The sequence below is a fragment of the Cellulomonas marina genome (assembly GCF_900111925.1).
Lineage (GTDB): Bacteria > Actinomycetota > Actinomycetes > Actinomycetales > Cellulomonadaceae > Cellulomonas > Cellulomonas marina.
Genome location: NZ_FOKA01000015.1, coordinates 36,091 through 56,755, shown reverse-complemented (window position 1 = coordinate 56,755; position 20,665 = coordinate 36,091). Strand labels below are relative to the sequence as shown.

Annotated in this window: 15 protein-coding genes and 1 tRNA gene; 6 read left to right on the top strand and 10 right to left on the bottom strand. The window is 74.4% G+C overall.

The features are described 5' to 3' along the window. Positions 1-26 precede the first annotated feature (26 nt). The 3 genes from BM048_RS14655 to BM048_RS14645 all read left to right on the top strand — a co-directional run bounded on the left by BM048_RS14655 (position 27) and on the right by BM048_RS14645 (position 5,931). The gene (locus tag BM048_RS14655) at positions 27-1,634 is read left to right on the top strand and encodes an SNIPE associated domain-containing protein (RefSeq protein WP_090034177.1); all 1,608 of its coding nucleotides are present in this window, start codon (positions 27-29) and stop codon (positions 1,632-1,634) included. A gap of 77 nt (positions 1,635-1,711) precedes the next feature. Continuing rightward, positions 1,712-4,900, top strand: a complete 3,189-nt coding sequence (locus BM048_RS14650; protein WP_090034176.1) for a type I restriction endonuclease subunit R — start codon at positions 1,712-1,714, stop codon at positions 4,898-4,900. A gap of 44 nt (positions 4,901-4,944) precedes the next feature. Continuing rightward, positions 4,945-5,931, top strand: a complete 987-nt coding sequence (locus BM048_RS14645) for a hypothetical protein (protein ID WP_090034174.1) — start codon at positions 4,945-4,947, stop codon at positions 5,929-5,931. Between the two features lie 133 nt (positions 5,932-6,064). On the opposite strand, the gene BM048_RS14640 is transcribed toward BM048_RS14645, so the two are convergent. Then, positions 6,065-6,154, bottom strand: a tRNA-Ser gene (locus BM048_RS14640). Positions 6,155-6,525: 371 nt separating this feature from the next. Between BM048_RS14640 and BM048_RS14635 the strand changes: the two genes are divergently transcribed. Further along, positions 6,526-7,401: a carbohydrate ABC transporter permease gene (locus tag BM048_RS14635; RefSeq protein WP_239078895.1), complete on the top strand. Its 876-nt coding sequence runs from the start codon at positions 6,526-6,528 to the stop codon at positions 7,399-7,401. Next, positions 7,401-8,342: a carbohydrate ABC transporter permease gene (locus tag BM048_RS14630; RefSeq protein ID WP_090034171.1), complete on the top strand. Its 942-nt coding sequence runs from the start codon at positions 7,401-7,403 to the stop codon at positions 8,340-8,342. The genes BM048_RS14635 and BM048_RS14630 overlap by 1 nt, the downstream gene beginning before the upstream one ends. Before the next feature lie 33 nt (positions 8,343-8,375). Here BM048_RS14630 and BM048_RS14625 read toward each other — a convergent pair whose 3' ends face one another. The 9 genes from BM048_RS14625 to BM048_RS14595 form a co-directional block, all read right to left on the bottom strand. Next, a complete protein-coding gene (locus tag BM048_RS14625; protein WP_090034169.1) occupies positions 8,376-9,434 on the bottom strand; it encodes a LacI family DNA-binding transcriptional regulator in 1,059 nt (352 codons plus the stop codon). A gap of 11 nt (positions 9,435-9,445) precedes the next feature. Then, positions 9,446-11,314, bottom strand: coding sequence for an MBL fold metallo-hydrolase (locus BM048_RS14620; RefSeq protein WP_090034168.1), 1,869 nt, complete (start codon positions 11,312-11,314; stop codon positions 9,446-9,448). Next, positions 11,311-12,924, bottom strand: coding sequence for an FAD-dependent oxidoreductase (locus tag BM048_RS18835; protein ID WP_139224470.1), 1,614 nt, complete (start codon positions 12,922-12,924; stop codon positions 11,311-11,313). The genes BM048_RS14620 and BM048_RS18835 overlap by 4 nt, the downstream gene beginning before the upstream one ends. Continuing rightward, a complete protein-coding gene (locus tag BM048_RS18830) occupies positions 12,921-14,855 on the bottom strand; it encodes a hypothetical protein (protein ID WP_139224469.1) in 1,935 nt (644 codons plus the stop codon). The genes BM048_RS18835 and BM048_RS18830 overlap by 4 nt, the downstream gene beginning before the upstream one ends. A 102-nt stretch (positions 14,856-14,957) precedes the next feature. Further along, positions 14,958-15,176 (bottom strand): hypothetical protein, encoded by a 219-nt coding sequence (locus tag BM048_RS18825; RefSeq protein ID WP_239078890.1) that lies wholly within the window; start codon positions 15,174-15,176, stop codon positions 14,958-14,960. Between the two features lie 32 nt (positions 15,177-15,208). After that, positions 15,209-16,447 carry an alpha-amylase family glycosyl hydrolase gene (locus BM048_RS14610; RefSeq protein WP_239078889.1) on the bottom strand — a complete coding sequence of 413 codons (1,239 nt, stop codon included), beginning with the start codon at positions 16,445-16,447 and terminating at the stop codon, positions 15,209-15,211. 3 nt (positions 16,448-16,450) lie between these two features. After that, a complete protein-coding gene (locus BM048_RS14605) occupies positions 16,451-17,134 on the bottom strand; it encodes an aspartate/glutamate racemase family protein (protein ID WP_175499566.1) in 684 nt (227 codons plus the stop codon). After that, on the bottom strand, positions 17,131-18,048 hold the full coding sequence (locus BM048_RS14600) for a hypothetical protein (RefSeq protein WP_090034166.1): 918 nt from the start codon (positions 18,046-18,048) through the stop codon (positions 17,131-17,133). Before BM048_RS14600 ends, BM048_RS14605 begins: the two co-directional genes overlap by 4 nt. Next, positions 18,045-19,733 carry an FGGY-family carbohydrate kinase gene (locus BM048_RS14595; protein ID WP_175499565.1) on the bottom strand — a complete coding sequence of 563 codons (1,689 nt, stop codon included), beginning with the start codon at positions 19,731-19,733 and terminating at the stop codon, positions 18,045-18,047. The genes BM048_RS14600 and BM048_RS14595 overlap by 4 nt, the downstream gene beginning before the upstream one ends. 87 nt (positions 19,734-19,820) lie before the next feature. Between BM048_RS14595 and BM048_RS14590 the strand changes: the two genes are divergently transcribed. Continuing rightward, positions 19,821-20,648: a DeoR/GlpR family DNA-binding transcription regulator gene (locus tag BM048_RS14590; RefSeq protein ID WP_090034163.1), complete on the top strand. Its 828-nt coding sequence runs from the start codon at positions 19,821-19,823 to the stop codon at positions 20,646-20,648. Positions 20,649-20,665 lie beyond the last annotated feature (17 nt).

Sequence of the window (20,665 nt, the reverse complement as noted above, 5' to 3'; positions counted from 1 at the left end):
ACGAGCACGCGCGCAGAGGAGCAAGCATGACGACGCAGTACGGCTGGAACTCGCCGCCCACGTGGCCGACACCGCCGCCGGGGTGGTACCCGCCGGAGGGCTGGCAACCCCCGCCCGAGTGGCCCCCAGCTCCGGATGGCTGGCAGTTCTGGCTCCCGGTCAACGTGCCGACGCCGGCCCTGCCCGCTCCGCCGACAACTGTGCCAGCACCGCACCTCGTCGCCGACGCCTCACCCGCACTCTCAGAGGCGACCAGGCGCGCAGTCCCTCTGTTCGGTGCCCGGCGGAAGGCTCGGGAGCTGGCTGGGGAGGCCGACGTCCTGCGTGCCGAGCTGGCGCGCGTCGGTGCGCTCGATGCCGTCACCCTCGAGGAGGAGCGCCGGGCGGCGCAGGATCGGCTGGACAACGACGTCGTCGCGCACAAGCAGGCACGCAACGCGCTCGACCGCGAGCTCGCGGACGTGCGGCGCCAGCACGAGGCCGAGGCGGCGCGGCTCGAGGCCGAGCGCACGGCACTCTCGGCTGAGATCTCGGAGCTGCGCGCCCGGGTCGTCGAGCTGGAGGAGACGGCCCTGCTGCAGGAAGTGGGCCTGTACGTCTACCAGCACCCCTTGGCCAACGCAGAGGCCTACAAGGAGCGCCTCGGTTCGCTGCGGGCTCGTATAAAGCAGATGGGCCTCAAGGACGGCGGCGCCATCGAGGCAGCGACGGGCTGGACGGTGAACGGTTCGGCAGCGGAGGGCCGCCGGATGGTGAGCCAGACGTCGAATCTCATGCTGCGTGCGTACAACGGCGAAGCGGACGCCCTCGTCCGCGGCCTGAAGCCGCACGCGCTGGTTCGATCCGTCGAGCGGCTGGAGAAGACCGCGACCGCTATCGAGAAGCTTGGCAGGTCGATGAGCATCCGCATCGCCCCGGCGTACCACCGGCTGCGCATCCAGGAGCTGGAGCTGACCGCCGACTACGTGGCGAAGGTTGCTGCCGAGAAGGAGGCCGAGCGCGCCGCGCGGGAGGCGCTGCGTGAGCAGCGCAAGGTCGAGGCCGACATCGCGCGTGAGCGGGAGAAGCTGGCCAAGGAGCGCGAGCACTACCTCAACGCGCTGGCAGCCGTGCGAGCCACGGGTGACGCGGGGGCCATCTCGCGGCTCGAGGCGCAGCTCGCCGACGTCGACCGGGCCATGGACGAGGTGGACTACCGGGAGGCCAACCAGCGGGCCGGCTACGTCTACGTCATCTCGAACATCGGTGCCTTCGGTGAGTCGATGATCAAGGTCGGGATGACGCGACGCCTGGACCCGCTCGACCGCGTCCGGGAGCTCGGGGACGCGTCCGTGCCGTTCGGCTTCGACGTGCACGCGCTGTTCTTCGCCGACGACGCGGTGGGCATCGAGTACCAGATGCACCAGCGCCTCGCGGACCGCCGCGTCAATCGCGTGAACCTGCGTCGCGAGTTCTTCTACGCGACGCCGGACGAGGCGCTCGTCCACCTGCGCGACCTGGCCGGCGACGTGCTGCAGTACGAAGCCGTGCCGCAAGCTCTGGAGTACCGCCAGAGCAGGACGATGGCCGGCACAGCAGGTCCCGAGCCTCTGATGAACCCCGCGGAGCCGCCCATCATGGATCGACTGCCATAGGTTTCCCGCGGGAAACCTATGGCTTCCGCTCGACACCGGCACGAGGCATGGGTTTCGTGCCGCACCGAGGAGGACAGATGACCGGCACGATGTCCGAGGACGAGTGGGAGCAGCTCGCGCTCGAGGACCTCGGGGAGCTCATGTGGCGCCCGCTGCCCGGCGCGGCCATCGCGCCTGGCTCCGGGGAGCGCGAGAGCTGGGACGAGCTGGCCATCCCGGCACGGCTGCGGGCCGCGCTGCGGTCGCTCAACCCGACGGTCCCGCACGAGTACCTGGAGCAGGCCGCGGCGGAGATCCTGGCGCCCCGCTCGCAGGACGCGGTGACGGAGAACCACCGCGTGCACGGCTACCTCACCGAGGGGTACCGGGGCATCACCTACATCGACGGCGACGGCCAGGAGCAGACGCCGACGATCCGGCTGGTCAGCACCGAGCCCGCCGAGAACGACTGGTTGGCGGTCAACCAGGTCACGATCGTGCGCGGGGACCGCGAGCGCCGCTTCGACGTGGTGCTCTACCTCAACGGGCTGCCGGTCGCGATCATCGAGCTCAAGCGCGCCGGGTCGGCGGGGGCCGACGTCGCCGCCGCGCACGCCCAGCTGCAGACGTACCTGCGCGAGTTCCCGCTGGCGTTCCGGTCCTGCGTCCTCGTCGTGGCGACGGACGGCATCGCCGCGCGCTACGGCACCCCCTTCACCCCGCTGCATCACTTCTCCCCCTGGAACGTCGACGACGAGGGCGTCCCCCACGACCCGGCCGCGACGGCCGACGGGACCACCGCGCTGGACCTGCTCCTGTTCGGGGTCTTCAACCAGCTGCGCTTCCTGCAGCTCATGACCGGGTTCGTGGCGTTCGACGAGGGCGACGACGGCCTCACCAAGCGCATCGCCAAGCCGCACCAGTACTTCGCCGTCACGAAGGCCGTCGGGTCGACCGTGCAGGCGGTCGCCAGCCACAGGCGCGCGGGCGTCGTCTGGCACACGCAGGGGTCGGGCAAGTCCATGGAGATGGAGCTCTACACCAACCTCGTGCTGCGCCACCCGCGCCTGGCGAACCCGACGATCGTCGTCGTCACCGACCGGACCGAGCTCGACGGGCAGCTCTTCCGGGGCTTCGACCGGAGCCTCCTGCTGCCGGAGAAGCCGGTGCAGGTGACCCGACGTGCCGAGCTGCGCACCGAGCTCTCGGGCCGGAGCTCGGGCGGCATCTACTTCACGACCCTGCAGAAGTTCGGAAGGACCCTCGCGGAGCGGGAGGCGGGGACGGGGCATCCGCTTCTGTCCGACCGGCACAACATCGTCGTCGTGGTCGACGAGGCGCACCGCAGCCACTACGACGACCTCGACGGCTACGCCCGGCACCTGCGGGACGCCCTGCCGCACGCCACGCTCATCGCCTTCACCGGCACGCCGATCTCCTTCGCCGACCGGAACACGCAGGAGGTGTTCGGCGACTACATCGACGTCTACGACCTGACGCGGGCCGTCAAGGACGGCGCCACCGTGCCCGTGTACTTCGAGTCGCGGCTGGTCAAGGTGACGCTCGCCGACGACGTCACCGAGGACCTCATCGACGCGGCGGCCGACGAGGCGACGGCAGGCCTGGACGACATCGAGCGCGACCGCATCGAGCGGTCCGTCGCCGTCGTCAATGCGGTATACGGCGCCCCCGCCCGCCTCAAGGCGCTGGCCGCGGACGTCGTCGCCCACTGGGAGACCCGGAGGGCCGCGATGGCCGCGGCGCTGAGCACGGCCGACCGGCCGCAGGTGCACGGCAAGGCGATGATCGTCGGCGCGACGCGCGAGATCTGCGCCCGCCTGTACGACGCGATCGTCGCCCTGCGCCCGGAGTGGCACTCGGCGGATCTCGACGCCGGCGTCATCAAGGTCGTCTACTCCGGGACCGCGTCCGACGTCCCGCCCGTCGTGGACCACGTGCGGCGGGATTCCGACAACGCCGTGGTGAAGCAGCGCCTCAAGGACCCGGACGACCCGCTCGAGCTCGTCATCGTCAAGGACATGATGCTGACGGGCTACGACTCGCCGCCGCTCCACACGCTCTACCTGGACCGGCCGCTGCGCGGCGCCCTGCTCATGCAGACGCTCGCGCGGGTCAACCGCACCTTCCGCGGAAAGCAGGACGGGCTCCTCGTGGCCTACGCGCCGCTCGCCGACAACCTGGCGAAGGCACTGGCGGAGTACTCGCCGACCGACCAGGAGACGCGGCCCGTCGGCAGGAGCGTCGAGGACGCCGTCGCCCTGGTGCACGAGCTGCTCGGCCGGATCGGGGCGCTGCTCGAGGGGTACGAGTGGGAGGCGGCGCTGGCGCGGTCCGGCCCGCGGGCCTACGTGCAGGCGGTCTTCGGCGCGGTGAACCACCTCCGGCAGGTCAAACCCGAGGAGACGGCGGGTGACGACGCCCCGGCCGAGACCGTCGCCGTCCGCTACCGCGTCGAGGCGGGCAGGCTGTCGCGGGCGTGGGCGATCGCGGGCCAGTCCGACGAGCTCGCCGCCGTCCGTCCGCAGGCGCAGTTCTTCGAGGAGGTCCGCGTCTGGATGGCGAAGTTCGACGCCGAGGACCGCCAGGCGCGCGGCGAGGCCATCCCCGAGGAGGTGCAGCGCGTCCTCAACGCGCTGGTCGCCGGTGCCGTCGTGTCCGGCGAGGTCCTCGACATCTTCGACGCCGCCGGCATGCCGCACCCCGACCTCAGCGCCCTCGACGAGGACTTCCTCGCCCGTGCCCGCGAGGCCGAGAACCCCCAGCTCGCCGTCGAGGCGCTGCGCGCGCTCATCGAGTCCGAGAGCCGCGGCGCGACGCGGCACAACCTGGTCCGCCAACGGGCCTTCAGCGAGCGACTCCTCGAACTCATGCGCCGGTACACGAACCAGCAGCTCACGAGTGCGGAGGTGATCGCCGCGATGATCGAACTGGCCCGTGAGGTTGCCCACGAGAAGAACCGGGGCGCGGACTTCCAGCCGCCGCTCGACAGCGACGAGCTCGCCTTCTACGACGCCGTGGCGACCAACGAGTCCGCCGTCGAGGCGCAGGGCGACGAGGTCCTGGCGGCCATCGCCCGCGACCTGGTCGCCATCATGCGCCGGGACGTCAAGACCGACTGGACGGTGCGGGACGACGTGAAGGCGAAGCTCCGCTCGTCGATCAAGCGCCTGCTCATGAAGTACGACTACCCCCCGGACAAGCAGCCGACGGCGATCCGCTTGGTCATGGACCAGATGGAGTCGATGGCCCCTCGCCTCGCTGCTTGAGCACGGACACCCGAGACGGCCGACGGACACCGAGGACACGACACGTGAACTTCCCGAGCTACGGCGAGATACAGTTGATGCACTACAACCTCCGTGCCAGCAGCATCGCAGCGGCTATCACGAAGGCCCGACCGGGACTGACACCTCTGGTCAACCTCGCGGATGGCGTGAGGGCTCGAATCGAGGTCCCGGACGCGGACCGTCGCGTCGTGTGCGGCATCGGCAGGTCTGGCGACGTCGTGGGAGTGATCATCGCCGGCGCGACGACCACTCGGCTCGTGCACACTGTCTGGCCGCTTTCGACGGACGACGAGATTATTGCCTCGAGCGCCATCGACATGTGGGAGCACTGCGCTCACGGGACACCCCTCTCGTCGCCCCTGAAGTGGGGCGAGGAGACGACTTCGCTAGCCGTCCAGTTGGCCGACTCGCTTCTCCAAGCCGGCGTGGCAGTGGAGGCGGTGGCCGCGGGTAGCGGCTTCGTCGAGAAAGGTGTTCCTGGTGGGCCGAAGACGAGGCTCTTGCCCTCACGGGCGAGTGCCGCAGTCCTGGTGTCGACGGAGGACCACACTCTCACCTTCTGGGAGTCCGATGACGCGACCTGGCATCTCGACGCCTGCGACTACCTCGATGCCTATCGCCTACGACGGCTCCGTCCGGCTCAGATCGAGGCGCTGACGAGCGCCTGCCTCGGGGCGATCGCGGCTTCCAGGAGTATGAGCGCGCCGTCGCTGCTGACGGCTGACAACGGCAGGGATACTGCAGACGCCGCCGTCGAAGTCGCCCTCAACCTCCTAGGCCTGGAGACGAGGTGGGACCACGAAGGAACGCTGTGGTCGGTTCTCGATCCGCTGACCGAGCAGACACCCGCCCGCGTGCATCGCGAGGGCGAACGCCAGATCTCTCTATCCACTCTTCGCCGACGCGGCCGTGGCCCGTCACGGTCTGCTCGTCTTCGGGTGGTGCTCGGAGCCGGCAGCGAAGTGGCTGAGTGCAGCGGGCGTACCGGTGTTCGGGCATCGAGTAGTTGACGACTACCGGGTCATGGTGACCGGCCGCAACGACCTCGGACGCATCCTCGAGCCGCTCGCTCTCTAGTCACGGCAGCAGGCAGGATCCCGTACAGCGAGACGCCCCGCCCGGGGGACCCGGGCGGGGCGTCGGTGGCGGTAGCGGTGGGATTTGAACCCACGGTGGACTTTCACCCACACACGCTTTCGAGGCGTGCTCCTTAGGCCGCTCGGACACGCTACCTCGGCGCGCGATGCTACCCGCTCGGCGACGCCGGGCCGAATCGGACCTGTGGGACCCGTGCGCGACCTGCCCGTCGACACCGCGACGGGATCGGTGAGCGTTGCTACGGTCCGTGCTGCGACGTACAGTCGCGAGCAGCGTGGCAACGATGCCACACGTCGGCGTCGACCGGGCCACCATCCCGGGCCCGCTGGACGCGGTGACCCGTGCGAGGAGGCCCGATGACCGAGCTGAAGGCCGACGCCACCACGACGTCGGCGACGGACCGAGGGCGGGTGGCGGCCGGCGCGACGCGGGCGGCACCGCTCCCGGAGCGCGGCCGTCGCAAGGGGCGCTGGGGGCGCCACGGGCAGTACGACCGCCGCGAGGCGATGGCGGGCTACCTGTTCATCTCGCCGTGGATCGTCGGGTTCCTCGTCTTCACCGCCGGGGCGATGATCTACAGCCTCGTCATCTCCTTCAGCCGCTACAACCTCGCGACGAACGTCGCCACGCCGATCGGCACGCAGAACTACGAGAACCTGTTCACCGACCCGCGGGTCGCGACGTCGCTGGCCAACACGTTGTTCTACGCGGTGCTGGCCGTGCCGCTGGAGATCGCCTTCGCGCTGTTCCTCGCGTCCCTGCTGAACCGGGCGACGAAGGGCGCGGGCTTCTTCCGGACGCTGTACTACCTGCCGAAGATGACCCCGGCCGTCGCCACCGCGGCGGTGTTCTTCCTGCTGCTCAACGGCAACACCGGCGCGATCAACCAGGGGCTGGGGCTCATCGGCATCCGGGGGCCGCAGTGGCTCGTCGACCCCGACTGGGTCAAGCCGTCCATCGTCCTCATGACGCTGTGGGGCGTGTCCGGCACGATGGTCATCTTCCTGGCGGCGCTGAAGAACGTGCCGCGCGAGCTCTACGAGGTGGCCGAGCTCGACGGCGCCGGCACGTGGCGCAAGTTCCGGTCCATCACGCTGCCGATGATCTCCTCCGCGATGTTCTTCAACGTCATCATCCTCACCATCGCCGCGTTCCAGATCTTCGACCAGGCGTACCTGCTGTTCTGGCGCGACCAGTCCAACGCCTCCCCCGAGGCGTCGCTGTTCTACGCGATCTACCTGTTCCAGCAGGCGTTCCGGCAGTTCAACTTCGGCTTCGCGGCGGCGATGGCCTGGCTGCTGTTCGTCATCATCATGATCATCACGTTCATCCAGATGAAGTTCGGCAACCGCTTCGTCTACTACGAGGGGGACAGGGACTGATGGCCGTCATCGGCAGCACCACCCCGCTCCAGCCCGTCCCGGGCACCACGAAGGACACGCGCGGCCGGACGGCCCGGGACCGCACCCGCGGGTCGGCCTCACGTCGCCGCGCGGGCCAGGTCGTCGTCTACGTCCTGCTCGGCCTGTTCTCCCTGCTCTTCCTCTACCCGTTCGTCTGGCTGCTGGCCGCGAGCCTCAAGGGCCGCGGGCAGGTCTTCGACAACAGGCTGTGGCCGGAGACGTTCAACTGGAGCAACTACGTCCAGGTCTTCGACGAGCTGCCCGTCACGAGCTGGATGGTCAACAGCGTCCTCATCGCGGTGCTCGCGGCGGTGACGGTGGCTGTGTCGAGCTCGCTGGTCGCCTTCGGGTTCGCCTACTTCCGCTTCCCGGGGCGCAACATCCTCTTCGGCCTCGTGCTGGCGACGATGATGCTGCCCGGCGCGGTGACGATGATCCCGATCTACCTCATCTGGAAGGAGCTCGGGTTCCTCGGCACGTGGGTGCCGCTGTTCGGCGCGAACCTCTTCGGCTCGGCCTTCTACATCTTCCTGCAGCGGCAGTTCTTCCTCGGCCTGCCGCGCGAGCTGTTCGAGGCGGCGCGCATCGACGGCGCCTCCTACTGGCGGCTGTTCTGGAAGATCGCGATGCCGCTGTCGATCCCCTCGTTCATCATCGTCCTGCTCTTCGAGTTCCAGGCGTCGTGGAACAACCTGCAGGCCGCGCTCATCTACCTCAACGCCGGTCAGCCGAGCGACTTCACCGCGCCGCTGGGCATCGCGTACGCGATGACGCGCTACAGCCCGACGGCCGGCGGGCAGGGCGACTACCAGTTCGTCATGGTCGCCTCGCTGCTGGTGACGCTGCCGATGCTGGCGCTGTTCGCCTTCGGGCAGCGCTACTTCATCGAGGGCGTCGCGACGCAGGGCCGCAAGGGCTGAGCCCGTCGTGACGGCGACGCCCGGTCGTCGCCGTCACGACGCCGGCGGCGGCGCCGTGGACCCCCGCTCGGCCACCCGGGCGGCGAGCATGACGGTGCGGGCCGGCGCGTCGGCCTGGTCGATGCGCTCGAACAGCGCGGAGACGGCCGCCTCGCCCAGCGCCACGACGTCCTGCGCGACGGCCGTCACGCCCGGACCGACCATGCTCATCCAGGCGGCGTCGTCGAACGAGACGAGGCTGAGGTCCTCGGGGATGCGGCGGCCGAGGTCCTGCGCGGCGCGCCACGCCCCCTCCGCCAGGACGTTGTTCGCGGCGAACAGCGCGGTGGGCGCGGACGGCCCCTCCAGCAGCGCGCGCACCCGCTCGCGCGCCTCCTCCACGTGCCAGCCCGCGCGCACCACGAACGCCTCCACGGGCCGGCCCGCGTCGTCGACCGCGCCCGCGAAGCCCGCCGCGCGGTCGCGGCCCGTCGTCCAGTCGGCCTCGTCGATGAGCAGCGCGATGCGCACGTGCCCCTGCGCCAGCAGCCCCTCGGTCACCCGCCGCGCGGCGCCGCGGTTGTCGACGACGACGGCGTCGCAGCGGCCGGGGCAGAACTGACGGTCCACCTCCACGACGGGCACGCGGTGCCGGTGCAGGTACTCCGACACCTCGGCGGACAGCGGTGTGAGGATGACGCCGGCCACCCGCAGGGCGACGAAGGCCTCCGCCGCCTCGAGCTCGCGCTCCGGCGAGCCGTTGTCGTCGCTCAACATCATCGCGTAGCCGCGCCGCCGGGACTGCTGGCCGACGCCGGCCGCGAGGTCCGCGTAGAAGGAGTTGCGCAGGTCGGAGACCAGCACGCCGACGGACCGGCTCACCTGCTGGCGCAGGTTCCGGGCCCCGGCGTCGGGGACGTAGCCGAGCGCCTGCGCGGTGCGCCGGACGCGCTCGCGCACGCCCGGCGCGACGTAGCCGCGACCGGTCAGCGCGCGCGAGGCGGTGGAGCGGGAGACCGCGGCGCCCTCGGCGACGTCCTTGATGGTGGCCCGGCGGCCGGGCGGCAGGGCCGGCAGGTCCGGCGCGTCGGGCGCGACGGTGAGGCGTTCCATGTCCGGGCCTCTCAGTCCTGGTCCTCGGCGGGGCCCGCGACGACGTCGACGAGGGCCTCCGCGTGCTGGCCGAGCCGCAGCGACCCGAGGGTGACGTCGACGGCGAGCCGCTGCCGACGGGCCGGCGGTCCCGCCGGGACGACCTCGAGGACGACGTCGCACCGCCCCCGGGCCGGGACGTCGACGACGACCTCCCCCCGGGGTGCGCGCCAGCCTAGTGGCAGCACCGGGACCACCCGGGCGGCGCTCACCTGGTCGAACGGGTTGTGCACGGCCGCGGTGAACCGGACGGGCGCACCCGCGCTCGCCCGGGAGAGGTAGGGCGTCAGCCGCACGAGCTGGGAGTCGGCCGGCAGGTCGAGCGCGTCCAGCGGCAGGAGCTCGCGGTGCAGCCGGGCGACCTCCTCGCCCGCGTCGGCCACCATGTCCAGCCACGCCTCGTCGACCCAGCGGGGCTCCCAGTGCCCGGTCACCACGACGCCCGGCGCGACGCGGCGGATCAGGGCGGCGCTCGCGCGGTAGTCGTCGACCCGGAAGAGGTTGCGGTACTGGTAGTTGAGCACCTCGCGCCGGACGCCCGGGATGCCCATGCCGTCCTCGAGGTCCCCCGTGACCAGCACCGTCACGCCGTCCACGTGCAGCTCGTACCCCGCGTGGTGGAGCGTGTGGCCGGGCAGGTCGTGCACCGTGATCTCGTGCTCGCGCCAGCGGAAGGACTCCCCCAGCGGCAGCACGCGGTCCACCGGCACGGGGTCGTACCACTGGCACGGCAGGTCGTGGACCATCGGCGCCTCGAGCACCGGTGCGACGTTGGCCGGCGCCCACACCTGCGTGCCCTCCACGTCGCGCAGCAGGTTCAGGCCGGCCACGTGGTCGTCGTGGTAGTGCGTCGGCAGCGCGACCTCGATCTCCGTGACGCCGAACTGCTCCCGCAGCGCCGGCAGCGACGCCAGCCACGGCCGCCGGGACGCGCGCCCGCCGCCCGACGGGATGCCCGTCGTCATGTCGTAGCCGTAGTCGATGACGAGGGCGGGGCCGTCGTCGCTCACCAGCACGTAGCTCGTCGAGAGGCTGGAGAGGTTGATGAGCAGGTGGTCGGTGATGCGGGCGTAGGGCTCGGTGAGGCGCGTGCGCAGGTCCCACGGCTGGGGGCGGCGCGAGTCGACGTAGGCGCGCATCCGCGTGGCCAGCAGGCCCAGCGCGTGCTGCGGGTCGTCCATCGGCTCGCCGTGCGACGGCAGCAGGAGGTCCAGGTGCTCGGCCATGAGCAGGTAGCAGGACAGGACCGTCATGGCCGGCCCCTCGTTCTCCGTGTAGCTCCACTGCGTGGCGGCCAGCGACCACACCTTGCCCGGCGAGTGGACCAGGTCGCCCGTGAAGGCCAGGCGCCGGCCCCCGCGCTCGACGAGGTACGTCACCGACCCGACGGTGTGCCCGGGCGTGGGCAGCGTCCGCACGTCCACGGCGCCGTACGTGCGGGTGCGGTACTCGGCGACGACGTCGTCGACCGGCACGGGCTCCAGCAGGGAGAACCGGTCCTGACGCAGGTCGTAGTCGTTGACGACCGTGCGGGTGCGCCACATCTCCCCCACGTCCTCGACGAGCTCGCGCTCCACCGGCGGGACGTGGACGCGCACGCCGGCGGCCACCGCGCGCGGCAGGCCCTGGGCCTGGTCGCGGTGGTGGTGGGTCAGCAGCACGTCGGTGAGGACGTCGACGCCCATCGCCGGCAGCGCGTCCAGCACGTCGCCGGAGCCGAAGTCGATGGCGACGCCCGTCCGGCGGCCCTCGTCGTCCGGGGCCTGGGCGCGCACCACGTAGACCGCGCACGTGTCGTCGACGCGGAAGACCCCGGGCGCGACCTCGACGACGGCGCTCACGCGGCCCGCCCCCGCCCGGCCAGCGCCGCCTGCAGCGCGACGACGTCCACGGCCTGCACGTCCCGGCCGTCGGCGGCCGCCAGCGCGGCGGCCACCCCCGCGGCCTCGCCGAGCATCTGGTACTGCGGCTCCATGCGGACCGACGAGAACGCGACGTGCGAGGCGGACAGGCACATGGGCACGACGAGGTTCGTCGCGTCCTGGGCCCGGGGCACGAGCGCCCGGTAGGGGATGGGGTACGGCGGGACGGCCACGCTGTAGTAGCCCTCGGTGACCACCTCGGCGACGGGGCGCGGGTGCTCGGGCAGCCAGCGCCAGGTGCGCTGCACCTCCCGGACGTCGAGGTGGTAGGAGCCGTGCGCGACCGTGTCGTGCTGGTGCGCGGGAGCGCGCAGGTCGTGCTCGGCGAGCACGTGCGCGCCGACCATGCGCCGCCCCTCGCGGACGTAGAGCTGGTGGGGCAGGTGCCCGGTGTCGGCGAACTCGTCGTGCGGCAGGCCCCAGCGCCGCAGGTCGCGGCGGACGGACGCGGGCACGAGCGGGTCCGTGGCCAGCCAGCGCAGGAACCCGGCCGCGTGGTGGCGGTGGTGGGCGCGCAGGGCCTCGCGCTCGTCGAGCCCGGCGCCCGGGAAGGCCCACGCGGACCCGTCGAGGACGCTGAGGGAGAAGGGGCCGAGGGAGTTCGCGTCGCACTTGCCGCCGGGCAGGTTCGGCTCGAGGCCGAGCAGCTCGCCGGCCGTGGGCGTGGTGCCGGTCCGGGCCCAGTGGTGCAGCAGGCGCCGGCCGAGCTCCCACGCGGGGCCGTCGCTCGCGTACGACGCCGGCACCTCGAGGTCGGCCAGGTCGAGGCGGTCGGCGGCGGTGGTGAGGCACACGCGGTAGCCGTAGGACATGACGCCGCCGTCCCCGGTGCCGACCTCGGCGAGCGGCACGTCGCGCACGCCTGCGAGCACCGGCCCGGGGACGAGGCCGGCGGGGTCGTCGACGAACGGGGAGAGGCCCGCGGGCATCGCGTGCCGCCCGGGCAGGACCTCGCGACGCCCGGCGAGGGTCTCGCCGTGCAGCGCGCGGTCCTCGCGGCCGGTGCGGGACGGCACCCCGGCGGCGGCCAGGAGGTCGCCCTCGTAGGTGGCGTCGACGACGACGGCCGCCTCGAGGGCGGAGGGTCCCGCGCCCGCGGCCGGCCCGACGCCCGGGACGGGTTCGGCTCCCGTGCCCGTGCGGCCCGCGGACGGCTCGACGAGCAGCGCCGTCACCCGACCGTCCTGCCGCCGCACGCCGACGAGGCGCTCGCCGAGGCGCACCTCGATGCGGGGGTGATCCAGCCACGAGCGCAGGATCTCCTCGGCCACGTGCGGCTCGGGGCCGGCCCACCGCCTGACGGCCACGCCGTACCGGTCGGCGACGGCCCGGCGGAAGCGGGCGGCCGCCCCGCGGACGACGCGCTCGTCGCCCAGGTCGGTGTACCCCAGCCCGCCGGACGTCATCCCGCCGACCTGACCGCCCGGCTCGACGAGGACGACGCGCGCGCCCGCCTCCGCCGCCGCGACGGCCGCGCAGACGCCGGCGGCGGTGGCGCCGAGGACGGCGACGTCGGCCGCGCCGCTCACCAGGCACCACCGGCGGGAGCCGCTGCTCGTGGTGGTCGTGCTGCTCGTCGCGACGCCCGGTACTCCGCCCAGGTCCGGGCGACGAGCGCGAGGTCGTCCGCCGTGAGTGGCTCGCCCGAGCGGTCGATGCGCTCGGCGTAGTAGAGCGCGTGCACACCGAGGCCCGCCTGCGCGGCGACGTACGCCCGCCACTGCGCGCGGTCGAGCATCGGCCACTGGTCGGTGTCGACGAGGTGGTGCGGCAGCACCGCGGCGACGACCGCGGCGCGCGCGCGGAGCTGGTCGGCCAGCGGCGCGACCGCCCCCGCGGGGTCCCGCTCGAGCACGTCGTTGAGCCGGACCATGTCGGTCACGTCGGCGAACCCGGGGTGCGGGGTGTGCGTGACGAGCAGGGCGTCGGGTTTGGCGGCCTTCGCGGCGTCGTGCAGGAGCGCCAGCAGCGCGTGCAGACCGGCGACGCCCCACGGCGCGTCGGGCCCGACGCCGGCGGCGCGGCGCAGACCGTGCCCGGCGGGCGACCGCTGCGTGAAGTCGACCTTGAAGCCGTCCGCGTCGACGCCGTCGGGGCCGAGCAGCGCGGCGACGGTGGCGCGGACGCGCGCGGCGTAGGCCGGCGACGAGGGATCGGCGGCGACGGCCCGGCCGCGGGCGTCGGTGACGCACTCGTCGACGGGCAGCCCCTCGGGGTCCCACGCCTTCCACCACAGCAGCACCCGGCGGCCGGCGGCGTGCTGCCCGGCGACCCAGCCCCGCAGGTCGGGCCACCGGTCGGGGTCGGGCTCGGCGGTGCCGTAGGCGGCCTGCCACCGGTCGTCGACGACGACCGTGCCGGGGTCGACGTCGTGCGCGGCCAGGTGCGCGAGGAGCTCGTCGTACACGTCCTGGCGGGCCAGGTCCGGCGCGACGACAGCCCCGGGCGGGACCACCTCCGGGCCGAGGGCGTCGAGCGTCGTCGGGTGGAGGGCGGGCGCGCCGGGCAGCGGGGCCCGGGCGCACTGGGCGCCCCATCCGCAGAACAGCGGCTCGGACCACCAGTCCACCGGGGGCGACGAGGGTCCGGCGGGCGCCCACCCGCGCACCACGTGGTCCTCGCGGTGCTGCCGCAGCGCCGCGACGGGGTCGGGCACCGGCCGCAGGTGCAGCTCGGGGCTCGTCCACGTCCCGTCGACGTGCGTGTGCCCGTCGTGGTCGAGGACGAGGTGGAAGCCGTCGTCGAGCGGCTCGTAGCGCAGCTCCGTGAGGCGCAGGTCGACGACGGGGGCGACGAGGCCGACCGACAGCCACTCCTGCCCAGACGTGGCGACCGGCACCTGCGTCGGTCCGGCCGGCACCGCGCGCCCGAGGACGAGGCACAGCGGCGGCGGGGAGAACACGGCGTGCAGGCGCCCAGCGGTGGCGTCCCCGACGACCCCGAGGCTCGCGGCCGCGGTGGCAGCGCGCACCACCTGCACCGGTTCCGTCGGGGTCGGGACGTAGACGCAGCGGTGCTCCCCCAGAGACCGGAAGGACCCGCACGCACCGGTGTCGAGGACCGCCCGCCCGCCGAGCAGGCGGACGTCGGCGAGCGTGCCGCGTCCCTCGACGGTCACCGTGAGGACGAGGTGGTCCTCGTGGCAGCGCAGCCGCACGCGCGTGCGCTCCCAGGCGGTCGTCGCGACGACGAGCTCGACGTCGACGACGTCCTCGTCACCCGGCCCGCCCGCGGCCGCCGCGACGACGTGCTGCCGCACGGTCGGGGCCCCGACGGCGAGCGACTCGTCGACGAGGTCCGTCCGGTCGACCGACGCGAGCAGGCTCAGGTGCGCCCAGATGCGCCCGTCCGTGCCGGCCAGCACCGCGCGCGGCGGGTGGGCGCGCACCTCGAGGAGGTAGGCGGCGGCGGTGACACGGTGGATGTCACGGTGGGTGCCGGGGCCGGGCTGCACGTGCACGGGGGCCTCGTTCAGATCTGGTACGGAGCGTCTGGCATCGATGCCACATGCTCACGCTGTCATCTTCTCCGGGTCCGCGTCCACCGATCAGCACGGCGTCGGCTACGGAGCGGCGCGGGCCAGGTCCGCGACGGAGGCGTACGTCGTCGGGGTGCCGTCGGAGGTGGTGACCTCGACGTGGAAGCGCGGGGCGCCCGGGGTGCCGTCGACGGTGCACACCGCCGTGTGCGGGCCGGACCGCCAGCTCAGCTCGAGGCCCGACGGGCCGGTGGTCCGGCAGCCGAACGTGCCGTCGAAGGCCGGATGCGCGCGCAGTGCCACCAGGGCGAGCTGGGCCCGGGTGACGTCGGACGTCAGGGCCGCCGCGACCTCGTCCGGCGTGCAGTGGTGCCGGTTGAGGTCGCGGCCCTGGCCGGTGCGCGCGTGCAGGGCCACGTCGTCGTGCCCGCCGAGCAGGCCGACGTAGTAGAGCTGCGGCTCCCCGGGCACGAACACCTGCACGCACCGGGCCAGCAGGAACGCGGTCTCGTCGCCCCCGAGCACGTCGAGGAACGTCGCGTTGACCTGGTGCGGCAGCCGCAGGAACGCCGGCACACGGACGCGGCCGCCGAGCGGCCGCCGGTCGCGACGGCGGCGCGCGCGAAGATCCCGGCCATCTCCTCCTCGTCGAGCAGGCCGGGCAGGTCGCCGGACGGCCCCGCGTCGACGACGCCGATGCCGTCGTGCGTGTCGAGCACGGTGACGGCGTTCGCCGGACGGATCCGCAGCCAGCGGTCGAGGCGGTCCACGGTCCCGGTGCCCAGCGCGTGCAGCAGCAGCGGCGGCAGCGCGAAGTCGTAGACGAGGTCGACCAGCGGCGCGACCGCGAGCTGCTGCGTGTGGTGGGCGTGCACCTCCACCAGCACGCGCAGGCCCTCGTCGTGCGCGAGCGCGGCGGCCTCGGCGACGAACGCGAGGGTCTGCGGCGTCATGAAGGAGTCGGTGCCCGGCGTCTTCACGGCGTAGCCGACGGCGTCCATGCGCACGGTCCGCACGCCGCCGGCCGCGAGCGCGCGCAGCACCCGGCGCAGGTAGGCCCGTGCGACGGGGTGCTGCACGTCGAGGTCGACCTGGCTCGGCATGAACGTGGTCCAGACCAGGCGGCGCGTGCCGTCCGCCCGCCGGACGGCGGTGAAGGGCAGCCCCGGGCGCGGCCGGTAGAAGGCGGTGAGGTCCTCCTCGCGCGCGCCGTCGGGGAACACCGTGCCGTAGGTGAGGAACATCCCGTCGTGCGGGGAGGCCGGCCCGCGCTCCAGCCAGTCGACGAACTCCGCGGAGCGCGCGGAGACGTGGTTGACGATGAGGTCCGCGGTCACCTCGAGCCCCGCGTCGGCGAGCGCGCGGACGTCCGCCCACGTGCCGAGCCGCGGGTCGACCGTCGCGTGGTCGACGGGGTCGAAGCCCGTGTCGTCGCCGTCGAAGGGGACGAAGAACGGCAGCAGGTGCACGCCGGCGAACCCCCGCAGGGGGCCGTCGACGAGCAGCGCCCGCACCTCGGCCAGGTCGCCGGCGAGCCGGTCGGCGTAGGTGAGGAGGGTGACGCCCGCGGCCACGGGTCAGCCCTCGCCCCGGCGCGCGGCGGCGACGAGGTCCGCGACCCCGCCGGCGGGCGACGTCAGCACCGGCACGTCCACCTGGGCGCGAGCGGCCGCCCCCGCCATCGACGCCTGCGCGAGGACGACGACGTCCGCCTCCTGCGCGGCCTCCCCCACCGCGGCGGCGACGAGCGCGTCGGCGCGGTCCTCGTCGCCCGCGGCCCGGGCCTCCGCCGCACCGGCGACGACCCGCGCGTCGACCACCACCCCCGACCCGAGGTCGGCGCCGGCCGCCGTGCGCTCCACCAGCCGGCCCGTCGGCCCCAGCGTCGAGGCCAGTGTGGCGAGCACCGCCACCCGCCCTCGCGCGCCCGGCGCCGATGCGCGGGCGACCGCCTCGCGCGCCATCGCCGCGTCGACGCGGACCACCGGGACGTCGACCGCCCCGGCCGCCTCCTCCGCGGCCTCGCCGATCGACGAGCAGGTGACCAGCACCGCCGCCGCTCCCCGCGCGACGAGGTGCGCCACGTGCGCCCGCATCGCCGACCGGACCGCCGGGGTGACGCCGCTCACGACGGCGGTCGCCAGGAGGTCCGCGTCGACGACGTGCACGCGCGGGGTGCCGGGCAGCGCCCGCTCGAGGTCCGCGTCGAAGCGGGCCGCGAGCGCGGGCACGGTGTGGAGCAGGCCGACCGGCGCGCTCACCGCCGTGCCCACGGCGTCGCCTCCGCGTCGACGACCTCGACGAGCCGCTCCAGCCGCGCCACCGACACCGCACGCAGCGCGGCCGGCACGTCTGGCCGACCGACGACGTCCGACCACAGCGCCCGCCCCGCGAGGAAGCCGCTCGCGCCGCCACGGCACGCCGCCCGGACCGCGCCGAGGAAGGCCTCGTGCCGCACGCCCTGGGACAGCACCACCCACGGCCCGATCACCGCCTCCCCCAGCGCGACGCACGCGCGCTCGAGGTCCGCGACCTCCCCCCGGCCCTGGCTCGGCACCTGCGCCTTGTACAGGCTCGGTCGCAGCGGGGACAGCTCCCGCGCGGCCTCGCGGATCGCCGCGTCGAGGTCCCACGTCCCGGCGGCCGTCTCCTCGGGCGTCGCCCGGACGACCGGCTCGAGGACCGACAGCACGCCGCGCCGCGCCGCCACCTCGACGAACCGCCGGGCGAGCTCCACGCGGGCCTCGCGCCGGTCGTCGCGACGCCACACGACGAGCAGCTTGAGCGCGACGGCCCCGGCCAGGTCGGCGTCGGGGGCGACGACGAGCTCGTCGAGCCCCGTGTCCTCGACCGGTCCGCCCGGCTCCTGCTCGAGCGCGTCCGCCGCCAGCACCAGCCCGCACGTCGCGGGCAGCAGGTCCCGGAAGCGCCCCGGCTCGTGCTCGCGGTCGACGAGGAAGCCGCTGGCGAGCGGGCCCAGCGCACGGGCCACCTCCGTCTTGAACGCCACCATCCCGGCGTGGTCGACGTCGGTCCCCGCCTCCACGAACATCGTGCGCAGGCTCTCGCGCTGGTCCATCGCGACCATCGCGAGCGTGCCGCCGGGGCGGGCCAGGGCGTCGAGGGTGGGAGCGGGAGCGGGAGCGGGCGTGGTGCCGGGCGCGGGCGTGGTCATCGGACCTCCATCGGTCGGTCGAGCACGGTCGTCGGGTCGTCGTCGGGCACGGGCGCCTGCGCCACGGCCACGAAGCGGTCGAGCGCCGCGTCCTGCACGGCGCGGGGCAGGGGCGGGCCCACCGGGCGCGTGGGCACCGCGGGGACGGGCCCGCCGACGCCGGCCCGGTGCAGCGCGAGCAGGGCGGCGCCGACGGCCACGGGCTCGGCGACGTCGGCGACGCGCAGCGCGGCCGGTGTGAGCCGCGCCTTCGCGTCGAGCCAGCCGGCGTTCGACGCGCCCGCGCCGCCGAGGACGACGACCTCGTCGGCCGGCACGCCCGCGAGCCGCCCCTGCTCCCGCAGCATCCACGCGGCGTGCAGCGCGAGCCCCTCGAGGACGGCCCGCGGCAGGTCGGGCCCGGGGTCGCCGACGACCCGCACGCGCGCGGCGGGGTCGCCCGCCGGGCCCTGCCGCCCGGCGGGGTAGGGCAGGACGACGGCGTCCACCGGACGGGCCGGACCGCCGTCGGACGCGGCGGCGACGCCAGACGTCCTCAGGTCCACGCCGCGCTCCTGCGCCCACCACCGCACGACGGCCCCGCCGGCCGCGCCGGCGACGAGGCCCGGGAGCCCCTCGACCGTGCGGACGGCGCTCATGCCCGCGGCCGCCGCGGCCAGCGGGTCGACGGGTGCCGCCAGGACCGCGCACAGCGCCTCGGCGGTGCCGAGGGAGTCGGCCGTCGTCCCCGGCGTGCGCACGCCGGCACCCCACGCCCCGACCGGGTGGTCGTGCCCGGCGACGACGACGGGCGTGCCGGCCCGCAGCCGGGGCACGGGTCCGCCGGTTCGCACGGTGCCGGCGACCTCCCCGGGCCGGGCCACGCGCGGCAGCGCCTCCGGCCGCAGCCCGACCTCCGCCAGCAGCGCGGCGTCGAAGCCGGCGGGCAGGACATGGTCGGCGCCGGGCAGGAGGTACGCGCCGGTGCGTCCCGCGAGCGTGTGGTCGGTGACGAGGGCGCCGGTGAGGAGCAGGGCGACGAGGTCCGCCACCCCTGACCAGCGGTGCAGGGCGGCCCACCGCGCGGGGTCCTGCGCCCGCAGCCGCTCGAGGGCGACGAGGGGCACCTTCGCCGCGAGCCGCACGCCGGTGGCGGCCGCGAGCGCCGGCGCGCCGACGCGCAGGGCGAGGCCGCCCACGGGCGCCGCCGCCCCGGCCCGGTGCCCGTCCCACCGCACCCACCCGCCGACGGGCCGGTCGTCCGCGTCCAGCGGCACGCCGGTCTCCGCCATGGAGGCGATGCCCACCACGTCCGGGTCCGCACGGCGACCGCGGAGCGGCCCCTCCGGCACCTCGGCCGCGTCGAGCACGCGGTCCACGAGGTCGCGCAGCGTTGCCGCGAGCCCGGCCGGGTCGGGCGTCGACGCGGCGGCGCCGGCGAGCACGACGACGCGCCGCCCCGGGGCCGGGGCGCCGGACGCCGTCCCGTCGTCGGGTGCGTCGTCCGTCACCGCGACGAGCACCGCCTTCGTGTTCGTCGTCCCCACGTCCAGGCCCAGCGCGAGCGGGGTCCCCGGCGGCAGGGGCGGCGTCGTCGATGGCGGCGTCGTCGGTGGAGGCGTCGTCGGTGGCGGCGTCGTCGGTGGCGGCGTCGTCGGTGGCGGCGTCGTCGGTGGCGGCGTCGTCGGTGGCGGCGTCGGATGCACCCCCCAACTGTGTGCGACGTCGCGCACTTTTTCTACGGACTGCGGCCCCTGTGTGCGGCCCGGCACAGCCCTGGTTGACTACGGCCCGTGCGCTACTCCGCCGCCCCGGCCCGCCGCGAGGCCCTCTTGCGTCAGCTCGCGGAGAGCGGCTACGTCTCCTCCAGCGGCGCGGCGGCGGCCATGGGCGTGTCGGAGATGACGATCCGGCGGGACCTGTCGCAGCTCGCGGCGGAGGGCCGCGTCCGGCGCGTGGTCGGCGGCGCGAGCCTGGCGACCGGCCCCGAGGGCGGGCCCGGCGACGAGGCCGGCAGGGGCACGGGCGATGACGTCCCCGGCGTGCCCTTCGACGAGCGCCGCACACGGGCGACCGAGGAGAAGAGGGCGGTGGCCGCGGCGGCGGTGCCCCTCGTCGCCGGCGACGCGGTCCTCGCGCTCGACGCGGGGACGACGGTGGCCGCCCTCGCGCGCGCCCTGCCCGCCGGCGTCACCGTCGTCACGCACTCCCTGCCCGTCCTCACCGCCTGCGCGGCGCGCGAGGACCTCGACGTCATCGCCCTCGGCGGCGCCTACCACCGCCAGACCCGCTCGCTGACCGGGCCGCTCACGCGCGCCGCGCTCGGTGACCTGGCGGTCGAGGTGGCCGTGCTGTCCGCGACCGCCGCCGGACGCGCCGGGGTCTTCTCCGCCGACCCGTGGGACGCGGACACCAAGCGCGCGATGGCAGCGATCGCCGCGCGCGTCGTGCTGCTCCTGGACCACTCGAAGCTCGAGGCCCGTGCGCCGATGCGGGTGCTCGGGCTCGACGAGGTGCACACCGTCGTCGTCGACGACCGGGCCAGCGCCGAGCAGCTCGCCCTGCTGCACGACCTGGTCGCGCACGTCGTCGTCGCCCCGACGCCCGGGACCGCGGGGTAGGACCCCGGCAGAGGGGC

What these genes read in the sequence shown, in the direction of transcription:
- BM048_RS14655 (WP_090034177.1), top strand. Translation starts at nt 27, where the DNA reads ATGACGACGCAGTACGGCTGGAACTCGCCGCCCACGTGGCCGACACCG.
- BM048_RS14650 (WP_090034176.1), top strand. Translation starts at nt 1,712, where the DNA reads ATGACCGGCACGATGTCCGAGGACGAGTGGGAGCAGCTCGCGCTCGAG.
- BM048_RS14635 (WP_239078895.1), top strand. Translation starts at nt 6,526, where the DNA reads ATGGCGGGCTACCTGTTCATCTCGCCGTGGATCGTCGGGTTCCTCGTC.
- BM048_RS14630 (WP_090034171.1), top strand. Translation starts at nt 7,401, where the DNA reads ATGGCCGTCATCGGCAGCACCACCCCGCTCCAGCCCGTCCCGGGCACC.
- BM048_RS14625 (WP_090034169.1), bottom strand. Translation starts at nt 9,434, where the DNA reads ATGGAACGCCTCACCGTCGCGCCCGACGCGCCGGACCTGCCGGCCCTG.
- BM048_RS14600 (WP_090034166.1), bottom strand. Translation starts at nt 18,048, where the DNA reads ATGACCACGCCCGCGCCCGGCACCACGCCCGCTCCCGCTCCCGCTCCC.